This window comes from Massilia sp. 01N410 (assembly GCF_056399665.1).
The window spans coordinates 1-25,905 of record NZ_JBFTRV010000019.1 but is presented as its reverse complement, the minus strand read 5'-3'; the positions used below and the strand labels follow the sequence as shown (position 1 = coordinate 25,905).

The 25,905-nt window shown below is 69.2% G+C and carries 29 protein-coding genes and 1 rRNA gene; 17 read left to right on the top strand and 13 right to left on the bottom strand.

What is annotated here, in order from left to right; translation table 11 throughout:
- The 8 genes from AC1DOP_RS21635 (at nucleotide 1) to AC1DOP_RS21600 (ending at nucleotide 6,488) form a co-directional block, all read left to right on the top strand.
- A complete protein-coding gene (locus tag AC1DOP_RS21635; RefSeq protein ID WP_477253277.1) occupies nucleotides 1-312 on the top strand; it encodes a malonate decarboxylase subunit delta in 312 nt (103 codons plus the stop codon).
- Entirely contained in the window at nucleotides 309-1,181 is an 873-nt protein-coding gene (locus tag AC1DOP_RS21630; RefSeq protein ID WP_477253275.1) for a biotin-independent malonate decarboxylase subunit beta, read from the top strand. Before AC1DOP_RS21635 ends, AC1DOP_RS21630 begins: the two co-directional genes overlap by 4 nt.
- Entirely contained in the window at nucleotides 1,178-1,999 is an 822-nt protein-coding gene (gene mdcE, locus AC1DOP_RS21625; protein WP_477253273.1) for a biotin-independent malonate decarboxylase subunit gamma, read from the top strand. The genes AC1DOP_RS21630 and mdcE overlap by 4 nt, the downstream gene beginning before the upstream one ends.
- 86 nt (nucleotides 2,000-2,085) lie before the next feature.
- On the top strand, nucleotides 2,086-2,487 hold the full coding sequence (madL, locus tag AC1DOP_RS21620) for a malonate transporter subunit MadL (protein WP_442123319.1): 402 nt from the start codon (nucleotides 2,086-2,088) through the stop codon (nucleotides 2,485-2,487).
- A gap of 10 nt (nucleotides 2,488-2,497) precedes the next feature.
- The gene (madM, locus tag AC1DOP_RS21615; RefSeq protein WP_442123320.1) at nucleotides 2,498-3,262 is read left to right on the top strand and encodes a malonate transporter subunit MadM; all 765 of its coding nucleotides are present in this window, start codon (nucleotides 2,498-2,500) and stop codon (nucleotides 3,260-3,262) included.
- 7 nt (nucleotides 3,263-3,269) lie between these two features.
- Nucleotides 3,270-3,944, top strand: coding sequence for a malonate decarboxylase holo-ACP synthase (locus AC1DOP_RS21610; RefSeq protein WP_477253271.1), 675 nt, complete (start codon nucleotides 3,270-3,272; stop codon nucleotides 3,942-3,944).
- Complete coding sequence (mdcH, locus tag AC1DOP_RS21605; protein WP_477253269.1) at nucleotides 3,941-4,870, top strand: malonate decarboxylase subunit epsilon; 930 nt, start codon at nucleotides 3,941-3,943, stop codon at nucleotides 4,868-4,870. The genes AC1DOP_RS21610 and mdcH overlap by 4 nt, the downstream gene beginning before the upstream one ends.
- 64 nt (nucleotides 4,871-4,934) lie before the next feature.
- Nucleotides 4,935-6,488, top strand: a complete 1,554-nt coding sequence (locus tag AC1DOP_RS21600; protein WP_477253267.1) for an MFS transporter — start codon at nucleotides 4,935-4,937, stop codon at nucleotides 6,486-6,488.
- Here AC1DOP_RS21600 and AC1DOP_RS21595 read toward each other — a convergent pair.
- Both AC1DOP_RS21595 and AC1DOP_RS21590 read right to left on the bottom strand, forming a co-directional pair.
- Nucleotides 6,485-7,801 (bottom strand): MFS transporter, encoded by a 1,317-nt coding sequence (locus tag AC1DOP_RS21595; RefSeq protein ID WP_477253265.1) that lies wholly within the window; start codon nucleotides 7,799-7,801, stop codon nucleotides 6,485-6,487. The genes AC1DOP_RS21600 and AC1DOP_RS21595 overlap by 4 nt on opposite strands.
- A 113-nt stretch (nucleotides 7,802-7,914) precedes the next feature.
- Complete coding sequence (locus tag AC1DOP_RS21590) at nucleotides 7,915-10,473, bottom strand: alpha/beta hydrolase family protein (RefSeq protein WP_477253263.1); 2,559 nt, start codon at nucleotides 10,471-10,473, stop codon at nucleotides 7,915-7,917.
- Nucleotides 10,474-10,629: 156 nt separating this feature from the next.
- On the opposite strand from AC1DOP_RS21590, the gene AC1DOP_RS21585 reads away from it, so the two are divergent.
- Nucleotides 10,630-12,270 carry an ATP-binding domain-containing protein gene (locus tag AC1DOP_RS21585; protein WP_442123326.1) on the top strand — a complete coding sequence of 547 codons (1,641 nt, stop codon included), beginning with the start codon at nucleotides 10,630-10,632 and terminating at the stop codon, nucleotides 12,268-12,270.
- Here AC1DOP_RS21585 and AC1DOP_RS21580 read toward each other — a convergent pair.
- The 6 genes from AC1DOP_RS21580 to AC1DOP_RS21555 form a co-directional block, all read right to left on the bottom strand.
- Nucleotides 12,267-13,145: a hypothetical protein gene (locus AC1DOP_RS21580; protein WP_442123327.1), complete on the bottom strand. Its 879-nt coding sequence runs from the start codon at nucleotides 13,143-13,145 to the stop codon at nucleotides 12,267-12,269. The two genes, AC1DOP_RS21585 and AC1DOP_RS21580, sit on opposite strands and share 4 nt — an antisense overlap.
- A gap of 12 nt (nucleotides 13,146-13,157) precedes the next feature.
- Nucleotides 13,158-13,856: a hypothetical protein gene (locus AC1DOP_RS21575; RefSeq protein ID WP_442123328.1), complete on the bottom strand. Its 699-nt coding sequence runs from the start codon at nucleotides 13,854-13,856 to the stop codon at nucleotides 13,158-13,160.
- 45 nt (nucleotides 13,857-13,901) lie between these two features.
- Nucleotides 13,902-14,909 carry a helix-turn-helix transcriptional regulator gene (locus AC1DOP_RS21570; RefSeq protein WP_442123329.1) on the bottom strand — a complete coding sequence of 336 codons (1,008 nt, stop codon included), beginning with the start codon at nucleotides 14,907-14,909 and terminating at the stop codon, nucleotides 13,902-13,904.
- Nucleotides 14,909-15,322, bottom strand: coding sequence for a hypothetical protein (locus AC1DOP_RS21565; RefSeq protein WP_442123330.1), 414 nt, complete (start codon nucleotides 15,320-15,322; stop codon nucleotides 14,909-14,911). Before AC1DOP_RS21565 ends, AC1DOP_RS21570 begins: the two co-directional genes overlap by 1 nt.
- An 88-nt stretch (nucleotides 15,323-15,410) precedes the next feature.
- Nucleotides 15,411-16,061, bottom strand: a complete 651-nt coding sequence (locus AC1DOP_RS21560; protein WP_477253260.1) for an SGNH/GDSL hydrolase family protein — start codon at nucleotides 16,059-16,061, stop codon at nucleotides 15,411-15,413.
- A 10-nt stretch (nucleotides 16,062-16,071) separates the two neighbouring features.
- Nucleotides 16,072-16,545, bottom strand: a complete 474-nt coding sequence (locus tag AC1DOP_RS21555) for a putative molybdenum carrier protein (RefSeq protein ID WP_477253258.1) — start codon at nucleotides 16,543-16,545, stop codon at nucleotides 16,072-16,074.
- A gap of 132 nt (nucleotides 16,546-16,677) precedes the next feature.
- Here AC1DOP_RS21555 and AC1DOP_RS21550 point away from each other — a divergent pair, with 132 nt between their 5' ends.
- Both AC1DOP_RS21550 and AC1DOP_RS21545 read left to right on the top strand, forming a co-directional pair.
- Complete coding sequence (locus AC1DOP_RS21550; RefSeq protein ID WP_477253256.1) at nucleotides 16,678-16,878, top strand: hypothetical protein; 201 nt, start codon at nucleotides 16,678-16,680, stop codon at nucleotides 16,876-16,878.
- A gap of 13 nt (nucleotides 16,879-16,891) precedes the next feature.
- Entirely contained in the window at nucleotides 16,892-17,404 is a 513-nt protein-coding gene (locus AC1DOP_RS21545; RefSeq protein ID WP_477253254.1) for a YqiA/YcfP family alpha/beta fold hydrolase, read from the top strand.
- Here AC1DOP_RS21545 and AC1DOP_RS21540 read toward each other — a convergent pair.
- Entirely contained in the window at nucleotides 17,378-18,007 is a 630-nt protein-coding gene (locus tag AC1DOP_RS21540; protein ID WP_477253252.1) for a hypothetical protein, read from the bottom strand. The genes AC1DOP_RS21545 and AC1DOP_RS21540 overlap by 27 nt on opposite strands.
- 131 nt (nucleotides 18,008-18,138) lie before the next feature.
- Between AC1DOP_RS21540 and AC1DOP_RS21535 the strand changes: the two genes are divergently transcribed.
- The 6 genes from AC1DOP_RS21535 to AC1DOP_RS21510 all read left to right on the top strand — a co-directional run bounded on the left by AC1DOP_RS21535 (nucleotide 18,139) and on the right by AC1DOP_RS21510 (nucleotide 23,626).
- Nucleotides 18,139-20,232: an AAA family ATPase gene (locus tag AC1DOP_RS21535; protein WP_477253250.1), complete on the top strand. Its 2,094-nt coding sequence runs from the start codon at nucleotides 18,139-18,141 to the stop codon at nucleotides 20,230-20,232.
- Nucleotides 20,233-20,308: 76 nt separating this feature from the next.
- Entirely contained in the window at nucleotides 20,309-21,799 is a 1,491-nt protein-coding gene (locus AC1DOP_RS21530) for a DUF2779 domain-containing protein (protein WP_442123337.1), read from the top strand.
- Nucleotides 21,796-21,945 carry a hypothetical protein gene (locus tag AC1DOP_RS21525; RefSeq protein ID WP_442123338.1) on the top strand — a complete coding sequence of 50 codons (150 nt, stop codon included), beginning with the start codon at nucleotides 21,796-21,798 and terminating at the stop codon, nucleotides 21,943-21,945. The genes AC1DOP_RS21530 and AC1DOP_RS21525 overlap by 4 nt, the downstream gene beginning before the upstream one ends.
- A gap of 85 nt (nucleotides 21,946-22,030) precedes the next feature.
- A complete protein-coding gene (locus tag AC1DOP_RS21520; protein WP_442123339.1) occupies nucleotides 22,031-22,291 on the top strand; it encodes a hypothetical protein in 261 nt (86 codons plus the stop codon).
- Nucleotides 22,288-23,166, top strand: a complete 879-nt coding sequence (locus AC1DOP_RS21515; RefSeq protein ID WP_477253247.1) for an SIR2 family NAD-dependent protein deacylase — start codon at nucleotides 22,288-22,290, stop codon at nucleotides 23,164-23,166. The genes AC1DOP_RS21520 and AC1DOP_RS21515 overlap by 4 nt, the downstream gene beginning before the upstream one ends.
- Before the next feature lie 4 nt (nucleotides 23,167-23,170).
- Nucleotides 23,171-23,626: a hypothetical protein gene (locus AC1DOP_RS21510; RefSeq protein WP_477253245.1), complete on the top strand. Its 456-nt coding sequence runs from the start codon at nucleotides 23,171-23,173 to the stop codon at nucleotides 23,624-23,626.
- On the opposite strand, the gene AC1DOP_RS21505 is transcribed toward AC1DOP_RS21510, so the two are convergent.
- The 4 genes from AC1DOP_RS21505 to rrf all read right to left on the bottom strand — a co-directional run.
- On the bottom strand, nucleotides 23,623-24,402 hold the full coding sequence (locus AC1DOP_RS21505; RefSeq protein WP_477253243.1) for a molybdopterin-binding protein: 780 nt from the start codon (nucleotides 24,400-24,402) through the stop codon (nucleotides 23,623-23,625). The genes AC1DOP_RS21510 and AC1DOP_RS21505 overlap by 4 nt on opposite strands.
- On the bottom strand, nucleotides 24,399-25,241 hold the full coding sequence (locus tag AC1DOP_RS21500) for a cytochrome b/b6 domain-containing protein (RefSeq protein ID WP_477253241.1): 843 nt from the start codon (nucleotides 25,239-25,241) through the stop codon (nucleotides 24,399-24,401). Before AC1DOP_RS21500 ends, AC1DOP_RS21505 begins: the two co-directional genes overlap by 4 nt.
- A gap of 6 nt (nucleotides 25,242-25,247) precedes the next feature.
- Entirely contained in the window at nucleotides 25,248-25,673 is a 426-nt protein-coding gene (locus AC1DOP_RS21495; RefSeq protein ID WP_477253239.1) for a DUF2501 domain-containing protein, read from the bottom strand.
- 138 nt (nucleotides 25,674-25,811) lie between these two features.
- Nucleotides 25,812-25,905, bottom strand: a 5S ribosomal RNA gene (gene rrf / locus AC1DOP_RS21490); the annotation flags it as partial.

Genomic DNA, 25,905 nt, shown 5'->3' with positions numbered 1-25,905 from the left:
ATGGAAAGACTGCAATTCGAATTCGGCGCCGGCCAGCCGCTCGGCGGCCGCACGGTGGCCGGGGTCGTGGCCTCGGGCGACCTCGAGGTCCTGCTCGAGCCGGGCGATGCGGGCCGCACCACGGTGGCGGTACAGACCTCGGTGGACGGCTATGGCGGCACCTGGAAGGCGCTGCTGGAACGCGTATTGGGATCCGGCAGCCTGCCGGCCGCACGCATCGAGATCAACGACAACGGCGCGACGCCGGGCGTGGTGCGGATGCGCATCGAGCAGGCTTTCGAAGAGCTGACGCAAGGAGGAACCACGCCATGAGCACCGACATCGACCCGAATATCGACCGCCTGCTGAAGCGCGACAGCTTCATCGAGCGCGGCGCCCGCAGCCGCGCCCAGGCGCTGCTGGATCCAGGCAGCATGCGCGAGCTGGCAGGCCCCTTCGATCGCCTGCACTCGCCCTGGCTGGCGATGCAGAAGCTGGTGACCCAGGCCGACGACGGCGTGGTGGTCGCCAAGGGCAGGCTGGATGGCCACCCGACCGTGGTGCTGGCCATCGAAGGCGCCTACCAGGGCGGCAGCATGGGCGAGATCGCCGGCGCCAAGATCGCGGGCGCGCTGGAACTGGCGGCGCGCGACAACCGGCGCGGCATCCCGACCCGCGCCGTGATCCTGTTCGAGACCGGCGGCGTGCGCCTGCAGGAAGCCAACCTGGGCCTGGCCAGCATCGCCGAGATCCAGTCCGCCATCGTCGACCTGCGCCGCTACCAGCCGGTGATCGGCGTCAGCGCGGGCACGGTGGGCTGCTATGGCGGCATGTCGATCGCCGCCGGCCTGTGCTCCTGGCTGGTGCTGACACGGGAAGCGAGGCTCGGCCTGAACGGACCGCAGGTGATCGAGCAGGAAGCCGGCGTCGCGGAGTTCGATTCGAAGAAGCGCGGCCTGATCTGGGGCCTGACCGGCGGCGAGCAGCGCGTCGCCAGCGGCCTGGCCGACGCCTGCGTGGCGGATGACACCGACGAAATCCGCGCCACCGTGCTGCGCCTGTTCGCCCGGGGCGTGCCGGCGCGGCACCGCAGCGAACGCGCCGACCACTACCTGGCCTGCCTGCGGCGCGTCGACACGCGCGAACAGGCGACGCCGGAAGACGTGCGCGCAATCTACAACCCGATCCAGGGAGACGCATGATGGAACAACAGAAGCTCACCCGTGGCGACACGTGGCTGCGCCTGCTCACCGGCGGCGCCCGCACCGCGCATGACTGGGCCGCCGTCCAGGTCTGCGATGCCGTGCTGGCCGGCCAGCCGGCCCGCTATATCGCCGTGGTCCCCGATCCGGACAACCGCTTCCCGCGCGCCCGCAACGGCGAAGTCGGCCTGGTCGAAGGCTGGCAGCTGGCCAGCGCGGTGCAGGAAGTGGTCGCCATGGACCGCGACGCCCCGGTGAAACGCCCTATCGTCGCCGTGATCGACGTGCCGAGCCAGGCCTATGGCCGGCGCGAAGAAGCCTTCGGCATCCACCAGGCCCTGGCCGGCGCTGCCGGCGCCTATGCCCAGGCGCGCCAGGCCGGCCATCCGGTCATCGGCCTGATCGTCGGTCTGGCGATGTCGGGCGCCTTCCTGGCACACGGCTACCAGGCCAACCGCCTGATCGCGCTGGACGACCCGGCGGTGATGGTGCATGCAATGGGCAAGGCCTCGGCGGCGCGCGTGACCCTGCGCTCGGTCGAGGCGCTGGAAAAGCTGGCCGCCACCGTGCCGCCGATGGCCTACGACATCCAGAGCTTCGCCTCGCTGGGTATTTTGTGGAAGGTGCTGCGGTTGAACGACCTGGCGCTGCCCGGAGAGCGCGACATCACCCTCGTCCAGGCCGCACTCGAAGCGGCGCTGGCCGAGATCCTGGAAGACCGCGAACGCGATCTCTCCGGCCGGTTGAACGGACAGCACCGCCAGGCTTCGCGCCGCGTGCGCGAACTCCTGCAAGCGCAATGGGAGGACGCCGACTGACGACCGCCGCGTGAACCCGCGGGACGCCTCCAATAACAACATCCGGCGCCCGCCCCCATTTCTTGGACGAAGTACAGGAGACAGACATGATTATCTATGGAACCGCTTTGCTGGCCGTGTGCCACCTGCTCGGCATCTTCCTGGGCGACCTGCTCGGGGCGCTGCTGGGCGTCAAAACCAACGTCGGCGGGGTCGGCATCGCAATGATCCTGCTGATCTGCGCGCGGCTCTGGCTGCACAAGCGCGGACTGATGCCGCAGACCACCGAGATGGGCGTGGGCTTCTGGGGCGCGATGTATATCCCGGTGGTGGTGGCGATGGCCGCCACCCAGAACGTGGTCGCGGCCCTGCGCGGCGGCCCGGTGGCCCTGCTCGCGGCGTTCGGCAGCGTACTGGTGTGCGCCTGCTTCGTCTCGCTGATCAACCGTACCGAACGCAACGTGCCCGAGGCGGAAGCCAAGGCACACGCCGCGCCGCATCGCGCCTGAGGAGACGATCATGTTGGAACTGCTCGAAAAAACCGTCAAACACAATGGACTCGTACTGGCCTTCGCGCTGGTCGGCGTGGTGATGATCGTCTCCATGCAGCTGTCGAAGCGCCTCACCTTCGGCCGCGTGCACGGCTCGGCGATCGCAATCCTGATCGGCCTGATCCTGGCCTACTGGGGCGGCATCCAGACCGGCGGCCAGAAAGGCCTGGCCGACGTTTCGCTGTTCGCCGGCGTCGGCCTGATGGGCGGCGCCATGCTGCGCGACTTCGCCATCACCGCCACCGCCTTCGAAGTGCAGGTGGTCGAGGCGCGCAAGGCCGGCATGGTCGGCGTTGCCGCCCTGCTGCTGGGAACCGTGCTGCCCTTCATCGTCGGCGCCTGCGTGGCCTGGAGCTTCGGCTACCGCGACGCCGTCAGCATCACCACCATCGGCGCCGGCGCCGTCACCTACATCGTCGGCCCGGTGACCGGCGCCGCGATCGGCGCACCGTCCGACATCATGGCGCTGTCCATCGCCACCGGTCTGGTGAAATCGATCATGGTGATGGTCGGCACGCCAGCGGCGGCGCGCTTCCTGCGCCTGCGCACGCCGCGCTCGGCGATGGTATTCGGCGGCCTGGCCGGCACCGTCAGCGGCGTCTCGGCGGGCCTGGCGGCCACCGACCGCGCCCTGGTTCCCTACGGCGCCCTGGTCGCGACCTTCCACACCGGCCTCGGTTGCCTGCTCGGACCCTCGCTGCTGTTCTTCGCGACCCGTTCTCTGGTGGGCTGAGATGGACATGCCGCGGCCGCACGACCTGCTGTTCCTGCGCCATCCCGACGCCTTCGATGCCTGCGCCTGCGCTACCCGGCCCGGCTGGCTGGACGCGCTCTGGCTGGAGCAGGCGCCGGTGGTGGTGCGGCGCGCGGCGGCCGGGCCGGAGCGTGTGGCGGTCGGCGCGCGCGGCTTGCAGCGCAACGAGCGCTGCGCCGGCCACATCGCCCTGGCCGACATCGCACGCAGGATCACGCCGCGGCAGCTGGCCCATGAGCTGCTGCGGGCGCCGGGCCGCGTAGAAGGTTTCGCGGATGCCCTTCCCTGCATCGCCGCCCTGCTTGCGCTGGCGCCGCGCCTGCGGGACCTGGACCTGGACTGGGGTCCGGCCGGCGGCGCCGGTTTCTGGCTGGCCAGCGGCCTGCCCGTGCTGCGGCCCACCAGCGACCTGGATCTGCTGGTGCGGTCGCCGCAGCCCTTGTCGCCTGCATTAACGGCCGAATTATGCACCCTGCATGAATACGACGGCTGCCGCATCGACATCCAGATCGACACCGGCGTCGGCGGCTTCGCGCTGATGGAATACGCGCGCGGCGGCAAGACCATGCTGAAAACCGAGCACGGCCCGCAACTGGTCGACAACCCTTGGGAGCCGCAGCCGCAGCCGCAGTCGCAGCCGGCGGCGAGCGAGGCGGCATGAGCGTCCTGTTCACCTTCCCGGGCCAGGGCGCGCAAAAACCCGGGATGCTGCACACGCTGCCGGATCATCCGGAAACCGCGCGCACGCTGGCCGAGGCCTCCGCCGCACTGTCGCGGGACGTACTGGCGCTGGACAGCGAAGACGCGCTGCGCTCCACGGTGGCGGTCCAGCTTTGCCTGCTGGTGGCCGGCGTCGCGACGGCGCGGGTACTGGCGGCCCACGAAGCGGCGCCGAAGATGGTGGCCGGCCTCTCGATCGGCGCCTGGCCGGCGGCGGTGACGGCCGGGGTCCTGGCTTTCAGCGACGCGGTCCGCCTGGTCGAACTGCGGGGGCGCCTGATGGAAGACGCCTACCCGTCAGGCTACGGCATGACGGCAATCGGCGGCCTGACCCGCCAGCAGCTCGAGCCGCTGGTGGCCCGGGTCCATGGTCCCGGCAGCGAAGTCTATCTGGCCAACCTGAATGCGCCGCGCCAGGTCGTGATCGCCGGCGCCGGCGCCGCCCTCGATGCGGTGGCCGCACTCGCACTCGGCCAGGGCGCCCAACGCGCCGAACGCCTGGCGGTGCCGGTGCCCTCGCACTGCGAACTGCTGGACGAGCAGGCGCGCACCCTGGCCTGCGCCATGGACCAGGTGGCGCTGGAACGTCCGCGCATCGCCTGGATCAGCAGCAGCCTCGCGCGCGCACTCTTCGACGGCCGCCGCATCGGTGCCGACCTGGCCGCCAACATGGCAAGGCCGGTCCTGTGGGCGGACACGGTGCGCCACGCCTGGGAGCGCGGGGCGCGGCTGGCGGTGGAAATGCCCAGCGGCTCGGTGCTTACCAAACTGACCGCGCCGGCGTTCCCGGACGGGGTGGCGATCAGCTGCGAAGGAACGCGGCTCGACAGCCTGGTCGCGGCCGTGCGGCAGGCAGGAAACGCCTGATAGCGGAAAGTCCAGGGGCGCCCAAGGAGCGCCCAAGACGCGCGCCAAGTGCTAGAGTTCGGACATGGATGCCGACTCGAAAGCTGTGCAGGATGACGGCCAGGCTTGCGCGCCGGCGGCGCGGGTGTGGGTGCTGGCGAACAGCATCCTGGCTTCCGGCATGGTATTCATCGACGGCACCGTCGTCAACGTGGCCCTGCCCGCCCTGCAAAGGGAGTTCAACGCCGGGGTGGCGCAGGCGCAGTGGGTGATCGAATCCTATACCCTGCTGCTGACCGCTCTCCTGCTGCTCGGCGGCAGCCTGGGCGACCGCTACGGGCGGCGCCGGGTATTCGCCATTGGCGTGGTCGTCTTCGGCGCGGCCTCCGCCGTGTGCGGGCTGGTGAACGGCATCCAGCAGCTGATCTGGGCCAGGGCGCTGCAGGGAGTCGGCGGCGCGTTGCTGGTGCCGGGCAGCCTGGCGCTGATCAGCGCCTCCTTCCCGGAGAACATACGCGGCCGCGCCATCGGCACCTGGTCCGGCTACAGCGCCATTACGGCCGCCCTCGGCCCGGTGCTGGGCGGCTTCCTGATCGAACACGTGTCCTGGCGCCTGGCCTTCTGGATCAATCTGCCGCTGGTGGCGATCGTCCTCTTCCTCACCTTCCGGCATGTGCCCGAAAGCCGCAGCCAAGATGCGCCGCGGCGCCCGGACTGGCTCGGCGCCCTGCTCGTCAGCGCGGCCCTCGGCTGCCTGGTGTTCGGCCTGATCGAGTCGTCCACGCGCGGCTGGGGCGCGCCAAGCGTGGTCGCGGCCCTGCTGCTGGCGCCGCTGGCCTTTGCCGCCTTCGTCCTCGTCGAACTGTGGCATCCGGCGCCGATGCTGCCGCTGGCCCTGTTCCGTTCGCGCGATTTCAGCGGTGCCAACCTGCTGACCCTGCTGCTGTATGCGGCGCTGGGGGGCCTGATGTTCTTCCTGCCGCTGAATCTGATCCAGGTGCAGGGCTATTCGGCCACCGCGGCCGGCGCCGCCCTGATGCCTTTCGTTTTGCTGATGTTCTCGCTGTCGCGCTGGGCGGGCGGGCTGGTCGACCGCTTCGGCGCCCGCGGTCCGCTGGTGGCCGGACCGGCGATTGCGGCCGCCGGCTTCGCCCTGTTCGCCCTGCCCGGCATCGGCGGCAGTTACTGGAGCGCCTGGTTTCCGGCCGTGCTGGTGCTGGGCTTTGGCATGACGGTCACGGTTGCGCCGCTCACGACCATGGTCATGAACACCCTCGATGCGGGCCGCGCCGGCCTGGCCTCCGGCGTCAACAACGCGGTGTCGCGCGCGGCCGGCCTGCTGGCGATCGCCCTGCTGGGCATGGTGATGAGCCAGTCCTTCGACCGCGCCCTGGCGCAGCGCTTGAACGAGCTGACGCTGCCCGCCCCGCTGCGGGCGGAAGTCCAGGCCCAGCGCGGCAAGCTGGCGGCGATCCGCCTGCCCGACTCGACACCGCCGAGCGAGCGGCAAGCCGTCGAGCGCGCCGTCGCGGAATCCTTCGTCGCCGGCTTCCGCCGGGTCATGGCGCTGTCCGCGCTGCTGGCGCTGGCGTCGTCGCTGGGCGCCGGGCTCACGATCGGCAAAAAGCCGCGGCCTTAATCCAGTGCGCGCTTGCGGGATTCGACGTCGACGCACAGCACCGCGACCGCGCCGGCCGCCAAGAAGGCCGCCAGCATGACCAGCGACAGCGTGAATCGGGTCGCCATCACGGGCGCGACGATGGCCGGCGCGAACAGGCCGCCGAAGCGCGCCAGGGCGCCCGCCGTGCCCATGGCGCTGGCGCGCAGGCCGGTCGGATACACTTCCGGCGTGAAGGCATACAGCGCCCCCCAGGTGCCCAGCAGCGCAAAACTCATCAGCAAAGTCGATCCGACGACCACCAGCGTGGAACTGCCGAAGCTGTAGAACATGCAGCCGGCGGCGCTCAGCAAGAGGAAGCCGACCAGGGTGGGCTTGCGCCCCCAGCGTTCGACGCCGTAGGCCGACAGCGCAAAGCCGGGCAGCTGCACCAGCGCCAGCAGGATCAGGAACTCCTGGCCGCGCATGAAGCCGAAACCCTGGCCGCTCAGACGGACCGGCAGGTAAACGAACACGCCGTAATACGCAATCGAGATCAGGGCCCACGCAAGGAACAGGCAGATGCTCCTGCGGCGCAGGCCGGCGGAAAACAGTGCCAGCAGCGAGGTCGGCGCCGGCTGTTCGGGATGCAGCGCTGGAATCGCGCCCTCTCGCCCATTCACCCTGGCGACCCGCTCCAGCACCATGCGCGCCTTGTCCGGCATGCCGTTGCGGTTCAGGTACATCGGCGACTCCGGCACGTAGAGCCGCAGGACGACGCCGATCAGGGCCGGAATGCCGGTGACGAAGAAAATCACGCGCCAGGCGTCGTCGCCCCAGCGCAGCGCCACCAGGGCCAGCACCGCCAGCAGCAGGGTGCCGACCGCCCAGAAGGATTCGAGCAGCACCAGCCAGCGGCCGCGCCGGTCGCTGGGCAGGAATTCGGCCATCATCGTGTAGTCCACCGGCAGGGTGCCGCCGACGCCGATGCCGGTCAGGAAGCGCAGCGCCAGCAACCAGGCGAAATCGGGCGCGAAGCTCGACGCCACGCCGAAGCAGGCATCGATGATGACCGCGCCCATCAGCACCGGGCGGCGCCCGATCCGGTCCGCCAGGCGGCCGAAGACGAAGGCGCCGACCAGCATGCCGATGAAGAACAAGGTCCCGCTCTCGAGCGCCCGCGGCATGGCGATGCCGAAGGTCCGGGCAATCGATGGCGCGCTGAAGCCGATCGACAGCACCTGCATGGCGTCGGCCATCCAGACCAGGCCGAAGATGACGAACAGCCGGTACTGGAACCGGCCGACGCCGGCGGCCTGGATGCCCTGCTCCACGGTCGCGGGAATGGTGGACATCTGCTGACTCCCCAAAGTGCGCTGGTGCGCGATAGCTCTTAGTTTGCCAGAAATATCCGCGCGAAAAAAAGCCTGCCGAAGCAGGCTTTTCAATGTGGCGGAGCTTCAGCGGATCAGCGGCTGGCCGTCTGCGTCGCCGCGCCTGCCGGTGCGGCATTCTTCACGTACTTGTCGAACCAGCGCAGCATCTCGTACACCAGCTGTTCGTTCGACTCGCGCGCCGCGTACCAGTGCGGCTCGTGCGGCAGCATCACCAGGCGGGTCACGCCGCCGTTGCCGCGGATCGCTTCATACAGCTTGACCGACTGCAGCGGCGTGGTGCCCGGGTTGGCATCGTCGGCGCCGTGCACCAGCAGCAGCGGGGTCTTCAGCTTGTCCGCGTAATAGAAGGTCGAGGCCTTGGTGTAGACGTCCGGCGCTTCCCACACCGAGCGGCGCTCGTTCTGGAAGCCGAAGGGGGTCAGCGACTTGTTATAGGAGCCGCTGGTGGCCACACCGGCCTTGAACAGGGTCGAATGCGCCAGCAGGTTGGCGGTCATCAGGGCGCCGTGGCTGTGGCCGGTCACGCCGATGCGGTCCGGATCGGTCACGCCCAGGCGCACGGCTTCGTCGACGGCCGCCTTGGCGTTCGCCACCAGCTGCTCGGTATAGGTGTCGTAGGCCTTGCGCGGATCGCCGACGATCGGGAAGGCGGCGCTGTCGATGATGGCATAGCCCGACAGCAGCAGCAGGCGGTACTGGCGCAGGCGGGTGAAGGTGGCTTGCGAGCCGGTGGTCTGGCCGGCCTTGGACGCGTCCGCGTAGTCGAGCGGATAGGCGTTCAGGATGGTCGGCAGGCGCGTGCCTTCCTTGTAGCCCGGCGGGGTGTACAGGGTGAAGGACAGCTCGATGCCGTCGGCGCGCTTGTACTTGACCAGGCGCTTCTTGATCTCGCGGACCTGCGGGGTCGGGTCGAGCAGATGGGTCAGCGCCGCGCTCGACGAGGCGTAGCCTGGCTCGCCGGCGGCGGCCGTGGTGCTCGCGCCCAGGGTACGCACGAAGGCGTTCGGGGTCTCGGTGGCCGACTGGTACCAGGTCAGCAGGCGGCCGGTGTCGTTGCCGGCAAAGCCGATGAACTGCTCATACGAGGTTTTGCTGCTGCGGAACAGGCGCTCGGCCTGCTGGGTCTTCAGGTTGAACCTGTCGAGGAAAGGACGGTCACCGTCCGGCGACGAACCCGTGCCCGACAGGAAGATGGTGTCGCCGTCGACGCGGATCACCGGGAAGCCGTTGGCCAGCTGCCGGCGCACCGGGCGGCCCGGATCGGCGTACTTCTCGTCGCTCGACATATCCCAGAGCAGGCGGCGCGAGTTGTTCGCATCGTCGACATTGATCTGCCAGGTGCGGACCCATTTGCGGTTGACGTCGTAGTCGCTCAGCAGGGCCACGCCCGGCTGCTCGCTCCAGGCCAGGCCGCCGAAGCGCTGCTGGGTGCGGGTGATTTCGCTAGGCGCGCCATTGAACGGCGCCTTCAGCATCATCAGCTTGTCGCGCTCGGCCGCCTGGACGTTCGGATTGCCGCCGTCCAGCGCTTCGGCCCAGACCAGGGTCGCGGGATCAAGCGGACGCCAGCTGAAGTTGCGCGGACCGGTCGGCACGCCGCGGTTCGGCACGCGGTCGGCCAGCGGCAGCGCGGCGATTTCGCGCACCACCGGGTTGGCGCCGTTGGCCGTACGCTGGCTCAGGTCCCAGATATCGATCTGTTTCGGGAAGCGGTCGAAGGTGGTGACATAGGAGTACGGGGTGCGGATCTCGACCACGACGGCGTGGCGGCCGTCCGGCGCCACATCCAGTTCCTCGTACATGCCGGGCTTGCCGACCGGCGTGAGCTTGCCGCTGGCGGCATCGACCAGCGCCAGCTGGGAGGTGCCGTAGTAGTTGAACAGCTCTTCGTCGTAGCGGTTGCGCAGGGTGTCGCGGTTTTCGTAGGTGCTGCTCTGGCCCGTCGCACCGATGGATTCCTGGATGCCGGGGCCGGCGGCGCCCGGCGCTTCCGGCGGCGGCGCCTTGCGGGCCGGCACCAGCTTGACCAGCAGGGTCTTCTGGTCGGGCATCCACTGCATCTGGTCGCCGAACATCTGGTTCAGGCGCACGCCAGGCAGGCGGCGCACGGCGCCGGTTTTGGCGTCGCCGACCCACAGTTCAGCCGCTTCGTTGGTGATGTTCTCGAAGGCGAAGCGCTGGCCGTCCGCGCTCCACACCGGGCGGCGCGGGCAGGCGCCGGCCGGCAGCTTCACCTTCGTCTGCCTGCCGTCGGCAACCTGGACCAGGTCGATGGCGCTCACGCAGGGTGGGATGCCATAGCCGCCCGGGGTGTCGTGCTGGCTGTGGTTGCCCGGTTCGATGCGCACGCCCGCCAGGCGCAGGAAGGGCGTGCCCACCTTGGCGATCGACGGGTATTCCTCCATCGTGATCAGCATCAGCTTGTCGCGCGTCGGGCTGAGCGAGGGCGACGGCGGCGGCGGCGCGCGCATGACGTCGAGGATTTCCTTCGGCGGCTGGTTGTAGGCGCTGGCGGCGGCCGCGCTGGCCGGCGACTGGGCCGTATTGGCCGGCGCGGCGATCGCGGCGGTCGTCATGCCGATCGCGAGCGTCGTGCTCACGAGGGCGTACGCGAGGTGTTTTCCCTGCATGGGGTTTCTCCGTCTTATCAATTCATGGATACACGGAAAAGCTTGCCATCCGCGCACGTGAAATCGCACATTGCCATAAAAATATCTCACAGGCAAGACTGGGCAAGTCCGTCATCTTTACTGATAATAGGTAAGTTCTTTACTCCGCCGCGTGCCATGGCCACCGTTTCTCCCCACCTGCTTCCTCCCCTGCGCATCGACGGCGGCCGCTTCCGCGAACTCGAAGTCCTCGAGCGCCTGCGCGACCACCTGCCTGCCGGATTCGACGTCTTCCACAACATCGCCCTGCATACGCTGAACGGCGGGCGGGATTGCTATGGCGAGATCGACATCGCCGTGCTGTCGCCGGCCGGCGCGCTGCTGCTGCTGGAGGTGAAGGCCGGCGCGGTGGTGCTGCGCGATGGCGGGATCTTCAAGCTCTACGGCGACGGCGAATCCGACGTCGCGCGCCAGGGCCGCCTGCAGCGCGTCGCCATGCAGAGACGCCTGCAGGAAGCGGGACTCGACGGCACCCTGATGAGCTGCCTGGTCCTGCCCGACTACGAACTCGGCGACAGCCAGGTGATCTCGATGCCGCGCGAACGCATCATCGACGCCTCCCGCTACGGCCAGATGGTGTCGACCGTCCGCGCCTGGCTGGACGAGGCGCAGGCAGGCGCCGACCGTGAAGCCTTGCGGCGCCTGCTGCTGAACCAGTTCCGCGTCACGCCCGACCTGGCGGCGATGCGCGACCAGCTGCAGGGTGCCGTGCGGCGCCTGTCGGACGGCCTGGCGACCTGGGTGCCGCGCATCGAGGCGCCGTCGGGGGTCTTCCGCATCCAGGCCACCGCGGGTTCGGGCAAGACCCAGCTTGCCCTGCAATTGCTCGAAGACGCGGCCGGCGCCGGCCTGAATGCCGCCTATGTATGCTTCAACCGGACCCTGGCCGACCACGTGCGCCGGCTGGCCTCGCCGAAAGCCGAAGTCGTCAACTTCCACGAACTCTGCGTCGACCATGTTCGCCGCGTGCACGGCGAGCCGGAGTTTTCTCCCCAAGGTTTCGAGCGCACCACCGCGGCCTACCTGGAGGCCAGCGCAGGCTTCGCGCCCTCCCTCGACCTGCTGGTCATCGACGAGGCCCAGGACTTCGACGCCGCCTGGGTGGCAAGCCTGTGCAGCCGCCTGCGCCCCGGCGGCAAGCTCTACGTGCTGGAGGACGAATCCCAGCGCCTGTACCAGCACGAAGGCTTCGAGCTGGGCGAGGCGGTCACGATCCGCTGCAGCGACAACTTTCGCAGCCCGCGCGCGATCTGCGACACCATCAATGCCTTCTCCCTGGTCGATCCGCCGGTCCGCAGCCTGAACCCCTATCCGGGCGAGCTGCCGGGCATCCGTCGCTACGGCTCCGACGAGGAATTGCTGGCCCAGACCGAGGCCGCGGTCGCCGCGCTGCTGGCGCGCGGCTTTGCGCTGGCCGACATCGCGGTCGTCGGCGGACGTGGCCGCGAGCGTTCCGCCCTGCTCAACCGGGTCGCCATCGGCCCGTGGCGCACCCGCCGCTTCACCGGCGAATACGACCGCAACGGCGAGCCGCGCTGGAGCGAGGGCGAGCTGCTGGTCGAATCGGTCTACCGCTACAAGGGCCAGAGCGCGCCGGCGGTCGTGATCGCCGAGTTCGATTTCGCGTCGCTGGACGACGCCGCGCGCCGGCGCCTGTTCGTGGCCCTGACGCGAGCGCAGATGGCGGCGGAGCTGGTGCTGTCGGTTGCGGCGGAACGCTGCCTGGCGGCGATGCTCAGCCAGGCTGCCGGTAACTAGGCTGCGCCCAGCACCGGCGCCGGTGCTGGCTCCGCGAGATCGTAACCCCACATGAACAGCGCCGCCTCCAGTTTGCGGCTGGCGTCCGGGCCGGTGCCGAAAGGCGTACCACGCTGCGTTTGCAACAGTTGCTCGACGATCCAGCTGGCCCGCAGGTTCCAGCGCATGTGGGCATAGGGGTCGTTCCGCAGCGGCGGGAACTGCAGGGTATCGGTGCGCGGGTTGCGCAGCTTGCGCCGCGCCGCGTTCGGCGCTTCCTTCGCATCCATGCAAACAAACTGCAGCAATGCGGGGACAACGCCCCTTCCCGTCTCGGTCGCCCATGCCGCCACGAACCAGGCCAGCGCGGCGGCCACCCGGCTGTCGTAGATGACGAAATAGTCGACCAGCAGCGAATACACTTTCGTCATGCCCGCATTGAAGCGCAGGCCTGGACAGAAGTCCGCCGCGTCGTCCTGCTGCCCGATCGCCACCCTGACCCGACCGATCAGCGCGGCGAGGCCGTTCTTATTGACGCGCAACCACTCCTCGTTATGCGGCGCGACGCCGCCCCAGCGCACCACTTCGACGGCCGCATCGCGAACCAGGGCATCGTCCCCCGCTTCCAGCGCAGTGCGCAACTGTGCCTGCAAGACGTCGAGCACCGCCTTGCTTTCCGCGAAGCTCATGCCGGAACAGCGCCGCCCGTCGAGGCGCAGGAAATTGAAGCGCCATGCGTACAGGGCGAATGCATCGGCCAGGTTGCGAAACCACAGCCGCTGCTCGCGCGGAAGGACATAGCCGTGGCCGCGCGTCGAGTCGGCCCCCAGGTTAGCTCCCATCCATTCGACGAAAGCAGCGACTTCGGGATCGCGCAGGTATTCGTGTTTCTTCATCTCGATGCGCCGTCAGATCTGGCGCCGCGCATGCGCCTGAAACACCTGCCCACTCACGTTGCGCGCCTTGTATCCCTGGCCGGCAGGCTGGACCACCGCTTGCAACGAATCTTTCAAGGTAACCGGACGGTCCTTGCCGTCTTCGCCGATCGGATAGCTGGCCGAGAATGGCGCCAGCGCTTCCGCCAGCGCCTCCGTCAGGCGGTCCGCATCGCGGTGGTCCGCCTCCGTCAATTCGCTCATCACGGAAAGAATGGCGCAGTCGATCAGCGTGCCTTCCATCCACTTGGCGCTCGAGGCATAGCCGACACACCAGCGAATCGCACTCTCTTCGATGCAGGCCTGCAGCGTGCTCGATGCCTTGCCGGCATAGCAGGCGCCGAGCAGCACGCCGGTGATGTTGTAGTCGCGCGACCTGCTGTTGATCTGGACGAGCGCTTCCAGCAGATCGACGTTGCCGACACGCCGTTCGCTGCCGTGGGCGGCAATGTAGACCGTCGTGTTGCGGTAACGGGTCTTGCACAGGCAGTCGAGCGCCTTGGCGAAACTCGATTTGTCATAGAAGTTCGCGTGGAACACCTCGGTGTCGCCGGCGAGCTTTGCCACTCCCTCGATGAACGGGATGACGCTGCTGCGGTTGGCGTCCGCGTCGTCGAGCCCCCAGGGCGATTCGAGCACCAGGATGGCGCGGTGTGCGTGTGGTTTCTTCATCTATCAGTACTTTCGGGTTGAGAGTAATCGAGGCGCTGGCGCGTCTCAGGCATAGGCCGCCGCCATCCGCTGCGCAATCCCGGCCAGTTCCTCGCGCAGGCCGGCCGGCTCCTGGATCACCACGCCGTCGCCGAAGCCGAGCAGCCACCACACCAGTTCGCGGGTATTCGGCACCGTGGCCGTCAGTTGCAGCCGGCCGTCGCCATCGCCCGTGAGCACCTGGTCGGCGCTGAGCGGCGTCTCGAACAGGTGTTCGCCGGCGGCGCGCGTGAAGACCGCCCGCAGCCTGACCGGGGCGCCGGCGATGACGCCGAACTGGCCGGAAGCGATATAGGCGTCGATGTCGAAACCGGCATTCCGGCGCGCCGGCTCGTACAGCACCTCGGCCTGCTGCACCCGGTGCAGCGCGAGGGTGCGCACGTCGTCATAGCCGGCGAACATGCAGACCAGGTAGACCAGGCCGCCGCGCTGCACCACGGCCAGCGGATGCACGGACGGGTAGACGGTCGCGGCCTCTGCGTCGCGCTTGCGGTAATGCAGCTTGAGCTGGCGGTCCTGCATCAGCGCCAGGTAGATGCCGCGCTGGCAGTCGTCGTCCAGGCGCGGCGGCAGCAGCGGCTGCTGGGGCGGCACGCTGCGCACCTTGTCCAGCCAGGCGCGCGAGGGCGTGCTGTCGGCCACCGTCGACAGGGTGCGGGCGGCCGACTGGAAGTGCGGGCGCAGGGCGTCGACCGCGCTGGGCGGCAGATGGTGACGCAGGTGCTGCTCGACCAGGGTCAGGGTCAAGGCTTCCGGCAGGGTCAGGCCCGGCAGGTCGAAACTGGACGCGTCGCGCAGCCAGCTCCAGCCGTAGGGCTTGTCGCGGTTGTCGACGGCGATCGGGAACACGTTCGACAATTCCTTCAGGTCGCGCTCGACGGTCCGCTTGGTCACGTTGAAATCGGCTGCGCACAGGCGTTCGCACAAATCCTTGGCCGAGACCTTGGCGGGCGCACGCGGCACCATGCGCAGCATATGCCACTGGCGCAGGAGCGATTGCTGGTTGGTCGGCATCAGAAGTCCTCCGCCCAGCGTTCCCAGAAACCGGGTTCGTCGTGCGCGGCGTTGCGCATCGCGTGGTCCAGCGGCATGGCGTAGAAGCGCACTCCTTCGTGACGGATCGTCCCGTCAGGATGCTCGAGGTAGTCGCACAGCACGCGGTAAGCGGGCAAGGACTCGTCGTAGGGCACGTCCAGGTAGACCTGGCCCAGCCAGGGCGCCATCACGTTTGGATTGGCAAAGGGACCGCATGGGGTCCAGGGCACGGCGTGCGCGTCCAGCCAGGCCAGCACGGTGGCGCGCATCGGATCCTTTTCATAGCGATAGTCGCGCCATTCCTCGAAAGGCTGGGGATGGAATTCGAGATACAGCACGGCGCGCCCCTTCCGGCGTGCGATGGCGTCGATGTGTTCGATCTGTCCGGGCATGGTGATTGAGTGGCGCCGGGCGTGCCAGCGGCCATCGGTTCAAAATCTCATGTTACCAAAAATATTGCCAACGGGAAATCCCATGCAATCAGGATGAGGCGCCGCCATATACGACCGTCCGCGGCGCGGCCGGATCCTGTTCGCGCACCAGTTGCGCGATCACAGCGGCGATCTTCGCGCCGCCCTGCGCCGAGGGCTCGATCGGCGAGACCGTCGAATAGTCGCCGGCCTCGCCGCAGACCAGGCGCAGGTCGAGTACCGGCAACCGGTGCGCAACGGCCTCGCGCAGGATCACGTCGTTGAAGGGCGCCAGCGCGGTGCGCAATCCCGGCTCGAGGCCGGGCACGCCATCGTAGATCGTGGCCACTGCCACCGGCCTCCGCCTGGACAGCACGACGTTCAGCATGCGCCGGTAGTCGCGTCGGAAGCCGGTCTGCCAGTCGGCCAGCAGGCTCGCCGCCTCGATCACCGAGCCGACCCTGGACTGCATCGCGCCCACCAGGCCGAGCACGTCGTTGCCGCCGCAGCTCACCACCAGCCAGTCGGCCGCCTGCGGCAGCGACGGCAGGCACGCCACCTGCTCCAGCATGTCGGCCAGCACCGCGCCGTCGCGGGCCAGCAGGGAGACGCGGTGGCTGCCTTCCAGCAGCGACTGCAGGCGGGCCTGGACCTCGGTCCCGGCGGGCACGTAGGGGGCGTTGTCGAAGATCGAATCCCCCAGCAGGACGATATGCGCCATCTCCGTCTCCTTATCGCTGTATCGCCTGCGACAGCACCTGCCGCACCAGTTCGCCGATTCCCGGCGCCGACGATTCGCGCTTGCCGGCCACGTTCAGCACCTTTACGCCATGCCGCGCCAGGAAGCGCGCCACGTATTTCGGATGGACGCCGGGACGCACCTGCAGCCAGGGCTTGCCCAGGCTGTCCGCGAAGGCGGCGGTGCGTTTCGAACCGCCGTCGAGGCGGTCGTCGAGCGTGAAGATCAGGGTGGCGTCGCTGTCGCGCACATTCCATTCGGTGCGCTGCAGGTAGGCGCTGGCCGGGGTCTCCTTCAGCCGGTAGCGCTCGGGCAGCACGCCGTCCTCGGTCTTGCGGCCGCGCGGGCACCAGCCGCCGTGCGGGATGCCCTGTTCGATCGCCCAGTCGAGCGCCGCGCGGTCGGCGCCGGTCTGTCCGCCGGCAACCACCATGAAGCCGTCGCCGGCCACGTAAATCTCATCCATGCCTGTTCCTTTCGATTCGACGAGGCGACAGTCTGGGGCCGGCCGCGACAGGCGGCGTCGCAGGCGCGCTGCGACATCGCCTGTCGCCGCCGGCCCTACCTTGGCCGCACCACGACACCACCAGGAGAAACGATGAGCAGACAAACCCTGACCGATGCGCGCTACCACACCATCGGCTATATCGACACCGCCGCCGACGGCAAACAGACCGCAAGGGACGCACGCCACCACGTCGTCGGCTATTATGACCCGCGCAGCGACACCACGCGCGACGCGCGCCACCACCTGGTCGGCCATGGCAACCTGCTGGCATCGCTGATCGCCGGCCGCTGAAGGAGACATACCGATGACCCGAGGACTGGTCCATTTCATGCACGGGAAGGAAAGCGGCCCGGCCGGCAGCAAGATCGTCGCCCTCGCCGCGGTGGCGCAGCAGCACGGCTGGGACACCGCCTCTCTCGACTACTCGCACACCACCGATCCGGCGGCCCGGCTGGCGCAATTGCTGGACGCCTGCGCCGGCGTGCGCGGTCCGCTGCTGCTGGTCGGGTCGAGCATGGGCGGCTGGGTCGCGGCCGAAGCTTCCATGCGGCTCAACGCGCGTGGCGTCTTCCTGCTGGCGCCGGCCTTCGGCATCCGCGCCTACCCGAGCCAGGAACCGGCGGTGCCGGCCGCGCACACCGAGATCGTGCACGGCTGGGACGACGAGGTCATCCCCTGCGGGAATGCGATCCATTTTGCGCGGCTGCGCGGCTGCACCCTGCACCTGGTGCAGGGCGACCACCGCCTGAACGCCGGCATTCCCCTGCTGCGCGAGCTGTTCGGCGCTTTCCTAGCACGCTGCGGCGCGCCCGCCTGAGGCCTGGTCCGCCAGCGGATGCAGGATGAAGGCCTGGCCTTCGTCCAGCTCGAAGAAGACTTCGCCCTCCGGATGCGGCGCCGCCAGCGGGGTCCAGAGCGTGACCCTGGCCGCGGCGCTCTCCACCACCTCGGCCAGCAGCGGCTCGCGCGCTATCGCCGCGCGCAGTTCCTCCCGGCTCAGGCCCGGCACGAACAGCGGCGCCAGCGCCAGCTTGCGTTCGAGCGGCGCCTCCGCCCAGCCATCCTTGCGCAAGGCGCCCAGCACGGCCTGCTGCACCTTCTCGACATCCGGGTGGTAACGCGCATCCTTGACGCCGATCTGCAGCAGGCGCGGGCTGCCCACCAGCTCCAGCCGGCAGGCCACGTAGTCTTCGCGCCTGGTCTCGCCCTGGCTCGCACCCTCGAGCGCCAGGGCCGGCGTCGGGCTCGCACACACGCAGTGGCGGCGCGACGGCATGCCGTCCGGGCGCGTGAATTCCCAGATGTTGTCGACCACGAAGGGCACGTTGGATGGCAGGCGGCGGCCGGCGCGGCGCGTGAACGGGACACCGGTCCTGAGGGTGCTGCGCGCTTCGGCGCGGTAGAGGGTAAGTTGCGACATGGGCGCTCCTGTGCTTGAAGAAGGCGGCCAGCATAACTCGGCGCCGGCGCCGCGCACATCCCGATGCGCATCCGCTGCGACATGGCCTGTCGCAGCGCGCTGGAGAATGGCGGCATCAAAGGAGGAAATGCATGACCTCATATCGCCGCCGTACCGCCCCTGCCGCCCCGCGCACCCTGGTGCCCCTCACCCGCCTGTGGATCCTGCGCATGATGGTCCCGCTCGCCGGTCACCGCGAGCTGGTGGGCGCCCGTTCCTTCATGGACGACGCCCTGGCCCTGGCCCTGGGCCTGGAAGAATGGATCGACCCCGAGGACCGCGACTTCGACCCGGCGGCCGTGCGCGCCCGCCTGCGCGAACTGCACCGCCAGGCCGAGCGCGGCAAGGACCACGGCCTGCCCGCGATCCTGGAGACGAATATCGCGCGGCTGGCCGAACTGGTGGGCCTCGGCGACGCCGAACGCGCCATCCTCAGCTTCGCCACCATGCTGCACCACGAGCCCGCCCTCGACCGCGCCGCCGACAAGCTCGGCCGGCTGTCCTCGGTGGCCGTGGTCGACGTGCTGGCCCTGCTGCTCGGCCTTCCCGCCGACCGGGTGCGCGCCGCGCTGGCCGGCCAAGGCATCCTGGCGCGCTCGGGACTGCTGAGCGTCGACCACGCCAGCACCGGCACCCTCACCTCCAAGCTCGACCTGCTGTCCAAGCAGTTCGCCGAATCGATCGTCGGATCCGAGACCGATCCGATCACGCTGCTGCGCGACACCGTGGCGCCGAGCGCGCCGGCGCGCCTGACACTGGACGACTTTCCCCACCTCGGCGAGGCGCTGGCGATCCTGCGTCCCTACCTGGCCCAGGCCCTGGCGGCCAGCCGCGAGGGCGTGAACATCTTCGTGCACGGCGCCCCCGGCACCGGCAAGAGCGAACTGGCGCGCGCCCTCGCGGCGGCGCTCGGCTGCGAGCTGTTCGAAGTCGCCAGCGAAGACGAGGACGGCGACCCGGTCAACGGCGAACGCCGCCTGCGCGCCTACCGCGCCGCACAGAGCTTCTTCGACCGCCGCCGCGCCCTGCTGCTGTTCGACGAGGTCGAGGACGTATTCAGCGACTGCGCCAGCCCGCTCGGCGGCCGCGGCCTGGCGCAGCGGCGCAAGGGCTGGTTGAACCGCGCGCTGGAACAGAATCGCGTACCGACCTTGTGGCTTTCGAACGAGATCGACGGTATCGATCCGGCCTTCATGCGCCGCTTCGACGTGCTGGTCGAGGTGCCGGTCCCGCCGCGCGCCCAGCGCGAACGCATCCTGCAGGCCGCATGCGGCGACCTGGTGGATGGACCGACCCTGGCGCGCCTGGCCCAGGCCGAGGCGCTGGCCCCGGCCGTGGTCGACCGCGCGGCCTCGGTGGTGCGTGCGATTCGCGGCGGCTTCGACGCAGCCGGCAGCGCCCGCGCCCTCGAATGGCTGGCCAGCCGCACCCTCGAGGCCCAGGGCCATCCGGGGCTGGAAGCCGGCGCCGCCGTGCAACTGCCGTCCCACTACGACCCGGCGATCCTGAATGCCGACACCGACCTGGCCGCGCTGGCGAAGGGTCTCGCCGCCGGCCGCAGCGCCCGCCTCTGCCTTTACGGTCCGCCCGGCACCGGCAAGAGCGCCTTCGGACGCTGGCTGGCCGGGCACCTCGGCATGCCGCTGCTGTTGAAAAGCGCCTCCGAACTGATGTCGAAGTGGGTCGGCGACAGCGAAAAGGCGATCGCCGCCGCCTTCCGTCAGGCCGAGCGCGAAGGCGCCCTCCTGATGATCGACGAGGTCGACAGCTTCCTGCGCGAGCGCGAGGGCGCGCGCCACTCCTGGGAGGTCACCCGGGTCAACGAGATGCTGACCCGCATGGAGCGCTTCGGCGGCGTCTTCATCGCCTCGACCAACCTGATGGACGACATCGATCCGGCGGCGCTGCGCCGCTTCGACATCAAGATCCGCCTCGATTACCTCGGCGCCGGCCAGGCCGCGCTGATGCTGGCGCGCCAGTGCGCGGCGCTGGGCCTGGACGCGCCGCTGCCCGCGGACCTCGAGCGGGTGCGCCGGCTCGAGCGCCTCACGCCCGGCGATTTCGCCGCCCTCGCGCGCCGCCACCGCTTCGCGTCCTTCGCGGACGCCGCCCGGCTGGTGGCGGCCCTGGAACAGGAGTGCGCGCTCAAGGGCGGCAAGCCGGCCTCGATCGGCTTCCTGGCCTGATGAAAAGCCATGCAATTTTATTTCATTTTAGCAACAAAAATGCAATAATCGGTCAACCAACTCAAGCTACCAGATCATGCCCATCCGCCTGTCGAAATCGAAACTGCTGGCCTTCCGCCAATGCGAGCGCCGTCTCTGGCTCGAACTCCACCGTCCCCGCTTGCGCCAGGACGACGGCGCCAGCCAGGCCGCCTTCGCGGTCGGCCACCAGGTCGGCGACCTGGCGCGCAGCCTGTACGATCCCGGCCGCCTGGGCGTGCTGCTCGACCCGCAAACCGAGGGCTTCGATGCGGCGCTGGCGCGCAGCCGGGAACTGCTCGCCAGCGCGCAACCGGTGTTCGAGGCCGGCTTCGCGGCGGCCGGCGCCCTCGCCTTCGCCGACATCCTGCTGCCGGTCGACGGCGGGGCGCGGCGCTGGCGCATGGTCGAAGTGAAGTCCTCGACCTCGGTCAAGGACTACCACCGCGAAGACGCCGCCATCCAGGCTTATGTAGCGCGTGCGGCCGGCGTGCAGCTCGAGGGCATCGCGCTGGCCCGCATCGACAGCCGCTGGACCTATCCGGGCAAGGGCGATTATCGCGGCCTGCTGGTGGAAGAGGATCTGAGCGCCGAGGCCTTCGCGCGCGGCGCCGAGGTCGCGTCCTGGATCGCCCGCGCCCAGGCCGTCGCCGCCCAGGAAGACGAGCCGGCAATCCAGCCCGGCGAGCATTGCGACAGCCCCTACGCCTGCGGCTTCGCGGCCCACTGCGGCGGCGGCGCCCCGGCGGCGGAATACCCGGTGCAGTGGCTGCCGCGGATTGCCAGCCGCGCCCTGAAGGAGCGCATCGCCGGCGGCGCCGCCGACATGCGCGAGCTGCCGGACGAGCTCCTCAACGACAAGCAGCGGCGCGTCAAGTCGCACACGCTGTCGGGCGAGGTGTATTTCGATGCCGCGGGCGCCGCCGCCGACCTCGCACCGCACCCGCTGCCGGCCTGCTTCATCGACTTCGAGACCATCAGCTTCGCGGTCCCGATCTGGCAGGGCACCCGTCCCTTCCAGATGATTCCCTTCCAGTTCAGCGTGCACCGGCTCGACGATGCGGGCGGGCTGGCGCACCGCGCCTTCCTCGACCTGTCCGGTGACGATCCTTCGCGCGGCTTTGCCGAAGCCCTGCTCGGCGCCTGCGCCGGCGAGGGTCCGGTGTTCGTCTACAACGCCGGATTCGAAACCGCCCGCATCGCCGAGCTCGCGGCGCGCTTTGCCGACCTGGCACCCGGCCTGCTGGCGCTCAACGCCCGCGTGGTCGACCTGCTGCCGGTGGCGCGCGAGCGCTATTACCACCCCGGACAGCAGGGCAGCTGGAGCATCAAGCAGGTGCTGCCGGCGGTGGCGCCCGAGCTGCGCTACGAGCAGCTGGACGGCGTGCAGGACGGCGGCGCGGCGATGCACGCCTTCATGGAAGCGATCGATCCCGGCACCGAGGCCGCGCGCAGGCAGCAGATCGAAGGCCAGCTGCTCGCCTACTGCCACCTCGATACGCTGGCGATGGTGAGGCTGTGGGAAGTCTTTTCGGGGAGGCTGGAGTGAAGGATTTCGAGCAGCGCCTGTTGCAGAACGAGGACCTGGTCCGGCGCATCCTGGAATCCGCCGAAGAGATGAGCGAGCCGATGACGGCCGAAGAGTTCATCGCCTGGCTGCACCAGCTCAAGGACGACACCGCGCCGCGCCACTGAAGCATGCCGCAGGGCCGGCACCGCATGCGACGCCGCTTGTCGCCCCGCCTCCTATCATGACCTCAAGCGTCGTGAAAGGAAAAGCATGAATACCGAAACCTCCAGCAGCGGCATCGGCGCCGCCGATCCGCTGCTGCCCCAGGCCTGCGCCTGGATCGCCCAGCTCCACGCAGCCGGCGAGACAGTCCTCCCCTATCCCGTATCGCGCCTGCAGCACCGATTCAGGCTCGGCTACAGCCGCGCCTGGGCGCTGGCGGAAGCGCTGGAGCAGCGCGGCGAATGGACCATCGCCCTGGACGCGGACGGCGCCCGCCATGCGCGCCTGCATCCCGGGAGGGCGGCGTGAACGCGGCCCTGCGTCGTGCTCCGCTGCCGGCAGCGGAGGACCACGCCGCCCTCGAGCGCGCCGCCGCACTGGTGGCCGAGGCCGATGCGCTGGTCATCGCCGCCGGCGCCGGCATGGGCGTCGATTCCGGCCTGCCCGATTTTCGCGGCAATGCCGGCTTCTGGAAGGCCTACCCGGCGCTGGCCGCCAACGGCACGGCCTTCATGGACATCGCCTCGCCGGCCGCCTTCCACGCCGACCCGCGCCGCGCCTGGGGTTTCTACGGCCACCGGCTCGCCATGTACCGCCGCACCGCGCCGCATGCGGGCTACCAACTGCTGCGCAAATGGGGCGAGTCGCGCCGCCACGGCTACTTCGTCTTCACCAGCAATGTCGACGGCCACTTCCAGAAAGCGGGCTTCGATCCATTGCGTATCGACGAATGCCATGGTTCGATCCACCGGCTGCAGTGCCTCGGACCGTGCTCGCCCGGGCTGTGGCCGGCCGCCGGCTTCGACCCGGCGGTCGACGCCGGCCGCTGCGAACTGCTCGGCCCACTGCCGGCCTGTCCGCGCTGCGGCGGCCCGGCGCGCCCGAACATCCTCATGTTCGACGACCGCGACTGGATCGGCGAGCGGCGCGACCTGCAGGCGATGCGCTGCCGGAGCTGGCTCGAACAGGTACGCCGCCCGCTGGTGATCGAGATCGGCGCCGGCCTGAACATCCCGACCGTGCGCCATTTCTCCCAGCGGGTGGTGCTCCGCCACGGCGGCTCGCTGCTGAGGATCAATCCGCGTGAATCGGAGGTCGGCAGGCTGCCGGGCGTCGGGCTCGCCGGCGGCGCGCTGGAGGTCCTCGGCGCGATCGACGGCCTGCTCGGCGCCCAGAGAGCCTGATCCGATGTCGAACATCATTTGGGACCGGCTCGAAGCCGGCGGGGTCGACTACGAGATCGACGCCTTTCCGCTCGACGCCCTGCTTGCCGCCTTTCCGGGCCGGCCGCGCGAAGCGCCGACGCTGTGGCGCCAGAACGGCTACGTGGCCGACTGGGCCATCGTCGACGAGGTGCTGGTGCTCACGCGGGTCAGCAGGGAGTCGATCGCCTCCCTGTTCGCCGAGGTGGGTTTGCCGGTGGGCGCGCGCTGGTTCAGCGGCTACGTTTGCGCATGGCGCGGCGAGCGGCGCCGTACCGGCTATCCGCCGCGGACCTTCTTCGACGACGAGATCGTGTTCGAGATCGAGGCCGGCAGGGTCAGGCGGTCGTGGACGCTGGACTTGCGCGGGGTCCCTGACCAGACCGCGGAGGAAGTGCGGCTCTCATTGCCCGCCTTCCTGTGGCCGCAAACCTGGGACTAGATCCCGGCGTACCACTCGTAGCCGAGGTCTTCCCAATACCCGCCCTTGCCGCCGCGGACAGGCTCGAGCCGCGCCACGACATCGATCCGCATCAGGTACTTGGCCTGCTTGTAGCCGAGCTGGCGCTCGACCCGCAGCCGCAGCGGGGCGCCGTTCTTGACCGGCAGCGCCTCGTCGTTGAGGGCGTAGGCCAGGATGGTCTGGGGGTGCACCGCCTCGACGAGGTCGATGCTTTCGTAATAGGTCGATCCCGGCGCCTGCAAGTCCGAGCCGTCCATCGGATCGGCGCAATGGAACACGACATAGCGCGCCGCCGGCAGCGGCCCCGCCCGCGACAGCAGGTGGCGCAGCGGCACCCCGGTCCACTTGCCGATCACGCTCCAACCCTCGACGCAGTCGTGACGCGTGATCTGGGTGCGCGAGGGCAGCGCCTGCAGCTCGGCCAGGCTGTATTGCGCCGGCCGCGCGACCAGGCCGCCGAGCTGCAGGCGCCAGTCGCGGAACTGGCCGGCGAGGAGACTGCGGTACAGTTGGCTGTCCGGCATCGCCGTGCCGTTGCTGCGGAACTCGGCGGCGATCTCGTCTTCGCCGAATTCCTGGGCCATGGCGTCGCGCCCCGTCAACAGCGCCTGTGCGCGCCGGCTGAGGAACTGGGCGCTGCGCAGCCTGCCGTTGAAGGCTTCGCTGTCGGCCAGGCGATCGCAGCCGGCCAGCACGCCCGGCAGGGCCGAGCCGGCGGCCAGGCGCAGGAAGCGTCTGCGGGTCAGCGTGTTCATGGCGCCCTCTCCTCCTTCCCTTCGTGCCTCTCGTGCCGCTCTTCCGGCAGGCGGTAGTAGCCAGTGATCATCGACCGCAGATTGTTCCACAGCCCGGTGACGATCACTTCGAACACATGCACCACGACGAAGGCCAGCAGCAGGAAGGCCGCCGCGAAGTGCAAGGTGCGCGCGGACTGGCGCCCGCCGAGGATGCCGACCCAGCCGCCGAACAGGGCGTCCAGCCGCGGCGACATGCCGAACCCCGCCAGGACGATCAGCGGGAGCAGGATGAAGATCACGACGAGGTAGCTGAGGTTCTGCAGCACGTTGTAGCGCTTCGCGGCTTCGCCGGCGGGATGGCGGAGCAGCAGGTGGTCCCTGAGCGAGCGGCCGATGCCGCGCAGTTCGGACCTGCGCGGCACCAGGTCGCGCCGCAGGTGGCCGCCGAGCACCGTATAGGCCACATAGACCAGGCCGTTGAGCACGAAGATCCAGGCGAAGAACAGGTGCCAGTTGCGCGCGGTGGCCAGGTATTGGCGGCCCGGGATCGTCGCCCAGGACGGGAAGGCGCGCTCCGTCTTGCGCGCCTGACCCTCGACGCGCGAGGCGCCCAGCACGCCGTCGGTAACGAAGACCCGGGCGCCGACCTGGGTGATGCCCTGCGGCTCGCCATCGGGACCGGGACGGGCCGTGATCGACAGCAGCGGCGCGTCGAAATCGGAGTCCGCGCCCCAGTAGAGGTGGGGATGGGCGTTGAAGATACCGAGCCCGCTCATCAGCATCAGGAAGAAGCTGAGGACGTTAATCCAGTGCAGGATGCGGACCGGCAGGCGGTGCCGGTAGAAGGGCCGGGACATCCGGATTCACAGGAAAGTCTTGGCCTGGCTGAGGACGGCATCGCAGACCCGTTTTGCGATCTGCGCCTTCAGCGCGCCGCTGCCCAGGTCCATCGACTCGCCGTTACTGCCGTGCAGAAGGCCCTTCATGCCATCGCTGTAGCCGGGGTCCCGGCTCTGGCCGCCTCCGGGCAGCTTGCCCAGCAGCTTGTCCTTGATTGCGGCCGGGTCGTCGCCACCCAGATAATTGTTGGTGATGCAGTATTGCAGCAGGCCCGCCACATTCCCGACGCTGCCGGACGTCATCGGCATGTCCGTCATGCCGGCCAGCCCCTTCAGGGCGTCGGTCTGATTGCCCTTGCCCAGCACCCCCTCGAGCTGGGCATTCGCGCCCGTCACCGGCAACACGGCTGCCAGCGCCAGCACGGCGAATCGCCAAATCGGACGTTTCATCATCCACCTCCGCATGTTCTCGCTGCCATGCTCAGGCTGGATTGCGGAAAGCGCAATTGGACTTTGGTCCTATATTTTTGCCTGCAGAAAAGCAAAAAGCCCGCTCAATCGAATTGAGCGGGCTTCTGCGAATAATTAGCCTGACGATAACCTACTTTCACACTGGTTGCAGCACTATCATCGGCGCAAAGTCGTTTCACGGTCCTGTTCGGGATGGGAAGGGGTGGTACCG

What these genes read in the sequence shown, in the direction of transcription:
- AC1DOP_RS21530 (WP_442123337.1), top strand. Translation starts at nt 20,309, where the DNA reads ATGCCCATCCGCCTGTCGAAATCGAAACTGCTGGCCTTCCGCCAATGC.
- AC1DOP_RS21495 (WP_477253239.1), bottom strand. Translation starts at nt 25,673, where the DNA reads ATGAAACGTCCGATTTGGCGATTCGCCGTGCTGGCGCTGGCAGCCGTG.
- AC1DOP_RS21580 (WP_442123327.1), bottom strand. Translation starts at nt 13,145, where the DNA reads ATGAAGAAACACGAATACCTGCGCGATCCCGAAGTCGCTGCTTTCGTC.
- AC1DOP_RS21560 (WP_477253260.1), bottom strand. Translation starts at nt 16,061, where the DNA reads ATGGCGCATATCGTCCTGCTGGGGGATTCGATCTTCGACAACGCCCCC.
- AC1DOP_RS21565 (WP_442123330.1), bottom strand. Translation starts at nt 15,322, where the DNA reads ATGCCCGGACAGATCGAACACATCGACGCCATCGCACGCCGGAAGGGG.
- AC1DOP_RS21635 (WP_477253277.1), top strand. Translation starts at nt 1, where the DNA reads ATGGAAAGACTGCAATTCGAATTCGGCGCCGGCCAGCCGCTCGGCGGC.
- AC1DOP_RS21535 (WP_477253250.1), top strand. Translation starts at nt 18,139, where the DNA reads ATGACCTCATATCGCCGCCGTACCGCCCCTGCCGCCCCGCGCACCCTG.
- AC1DOP_RS21505 (WP_477253243.1), bottom strand. Translation starts at nt 24,402, where the DNA reads ATGAACACGCTGACCCGCAGACGCTTCCTGCGCCTGGCCGCCGGCTCG.
- AC1DOP_RS21520 (WP_442123339.1), top strand. Translation starts at nt 22,031, where the DNA reads ATGAATACCGAAACCTCCAGCAGCGGCATCGGCGCCGCCGATCCGCTG.
- AC1DOP_RS21545 (WP_477253254.1), top strand. Translation starts at nt 16,892, where the DNA reads ATGACCCGAGGACTGGTCCATTTCATGCACGGGAAGGAAAGCGGCCCG.
- AC1DOP_RS21600 (WP_477253267.1), top strand. Translation starts at nt 4,935, where the DNA reads ATGGATGCCGACTCGAAAGCTGTGCAGGATGACGGCCAGGCTTGCGCG.
- AC1DOP_RS21610 (WP_477253271.1), top strand. Translation starts at nt 3,270, where the DNA reads ATGCCGCGGCCGCACGACCTGCTGTTCCTGCGCCATCCCGACGCCTTC.
- AC1DOP_RS21630 (WP_477253275.1), top strand. Translation starts at nt 309, where the DNA reads ATGAGCACCGACATCGACCCGAATATCGACCGCCTGCTGAAGCGCGAC.
- AC1DOP_RS21595 (WP_477253265.1), bottom strand. Translation starts at nt 7,801, where the DNA reads ATGTCCACCATTCCCGCGACCGTGGAGCAGGGCATCCAGGCCGCCGGC.
- AC1DOP_RS21540 (WP_477253252.1), bottom strand. Translation starts at nt 18,007, where the DNA reads ATGTCGCAACTTACCCTCTACCGCGCCGAAGCGCGCAGCACCCTCAGG.
- AC1DOP_RS21555 (WP_477253258.1), bottom strand. Translation starts at nt 16,545, where the DNA reads ATGGATGAGATTTACGTGGCCGGCGACGGCTTCATGGTGGTTGCCGGC.
- madL (WP_442123319.1), top strand. Translation starts at nt 2,086, where the DNA reads ATGATTATCTATGGAACCGCTTTGCTGGCCGTGTGCCACCTGCTCGGC.
- AC1DOP_RS21575 (WP_442123328.1), bottom strand. Translation starts at nt 13,856, where the DNA reads ATGAAGAAACCACACGCACACCGCGCCATCCTGGTGCTCGAATCGCCC.
- AC1DOP_RS21500 (WP_477253241.1), bottom strand. Translation starts at nt 25,241, where the DNA reads ATGTCCCGGCCCTTCTACCGGCACCGCCTGCCGGTCCGCATCCTGCAC.
- AC1DOP_RS21570 (WP_442123329.1), bottom strand. Translation starts at nt 14,909, where the DNA reads ATGCCGACCAACCAGCAATCGCTCCTGCGCCAGTGGCATATGCTGCGC.
- AC1DOP_RS21590 (WP_477253263.1), bottom strand. Translation starts at nt 10,473, where the DNA reads ATGCAGGGAAAACACCTCGCGTACGCCCTCGTGAGCACGACGCTCGCG.
- AC1DOP_RS21510 (WP_477253245.1), top strand. Translation starts at nt 23,171, where the DNA reads ATGTCGAACATCATTTGGGACCGGCTCGAAGCCGGCGGGGTCGACTAC.
- mdcE (WP_477253273.1), top strand. Translation starts at nt 1,178, where the DNA reads ATGATGGAACAACAGAAGCTCACCCGTGGCGACACGTGGCTGCGCCTG.
- AC1DOP_RS21585 (WP_442123326.1), top strand. Translation starts at nt 10,630, where the DNA reads ATGGCCACCGTTTCTCCCCACCTGCTTCCTCCCCTGCGCATCGACGGC.
- AC1DOP_RS21550 (WP_477253256.1), top strand. Translation starts at nt 16,678, where the DNA reads ATGAGCAGACAAACCCTGACCGATGCGCGCTACCACACCATCGGCTAT.
- madM (WP_442123320.1), top strand. Translation starts at nt 2,498, where the DNA reads ATGTTGGAACTGCTCGAAAAAACCGTCAAACACAATGGACTCGTACTG.
- mdcH (WP_477253269.1), top strand. Translation starts at nt 3,941, where the DNA reads ATGAGCGTCCTGTTCACCTTCCCGGGCCAGGGCGCGCAAAAACCCGGG.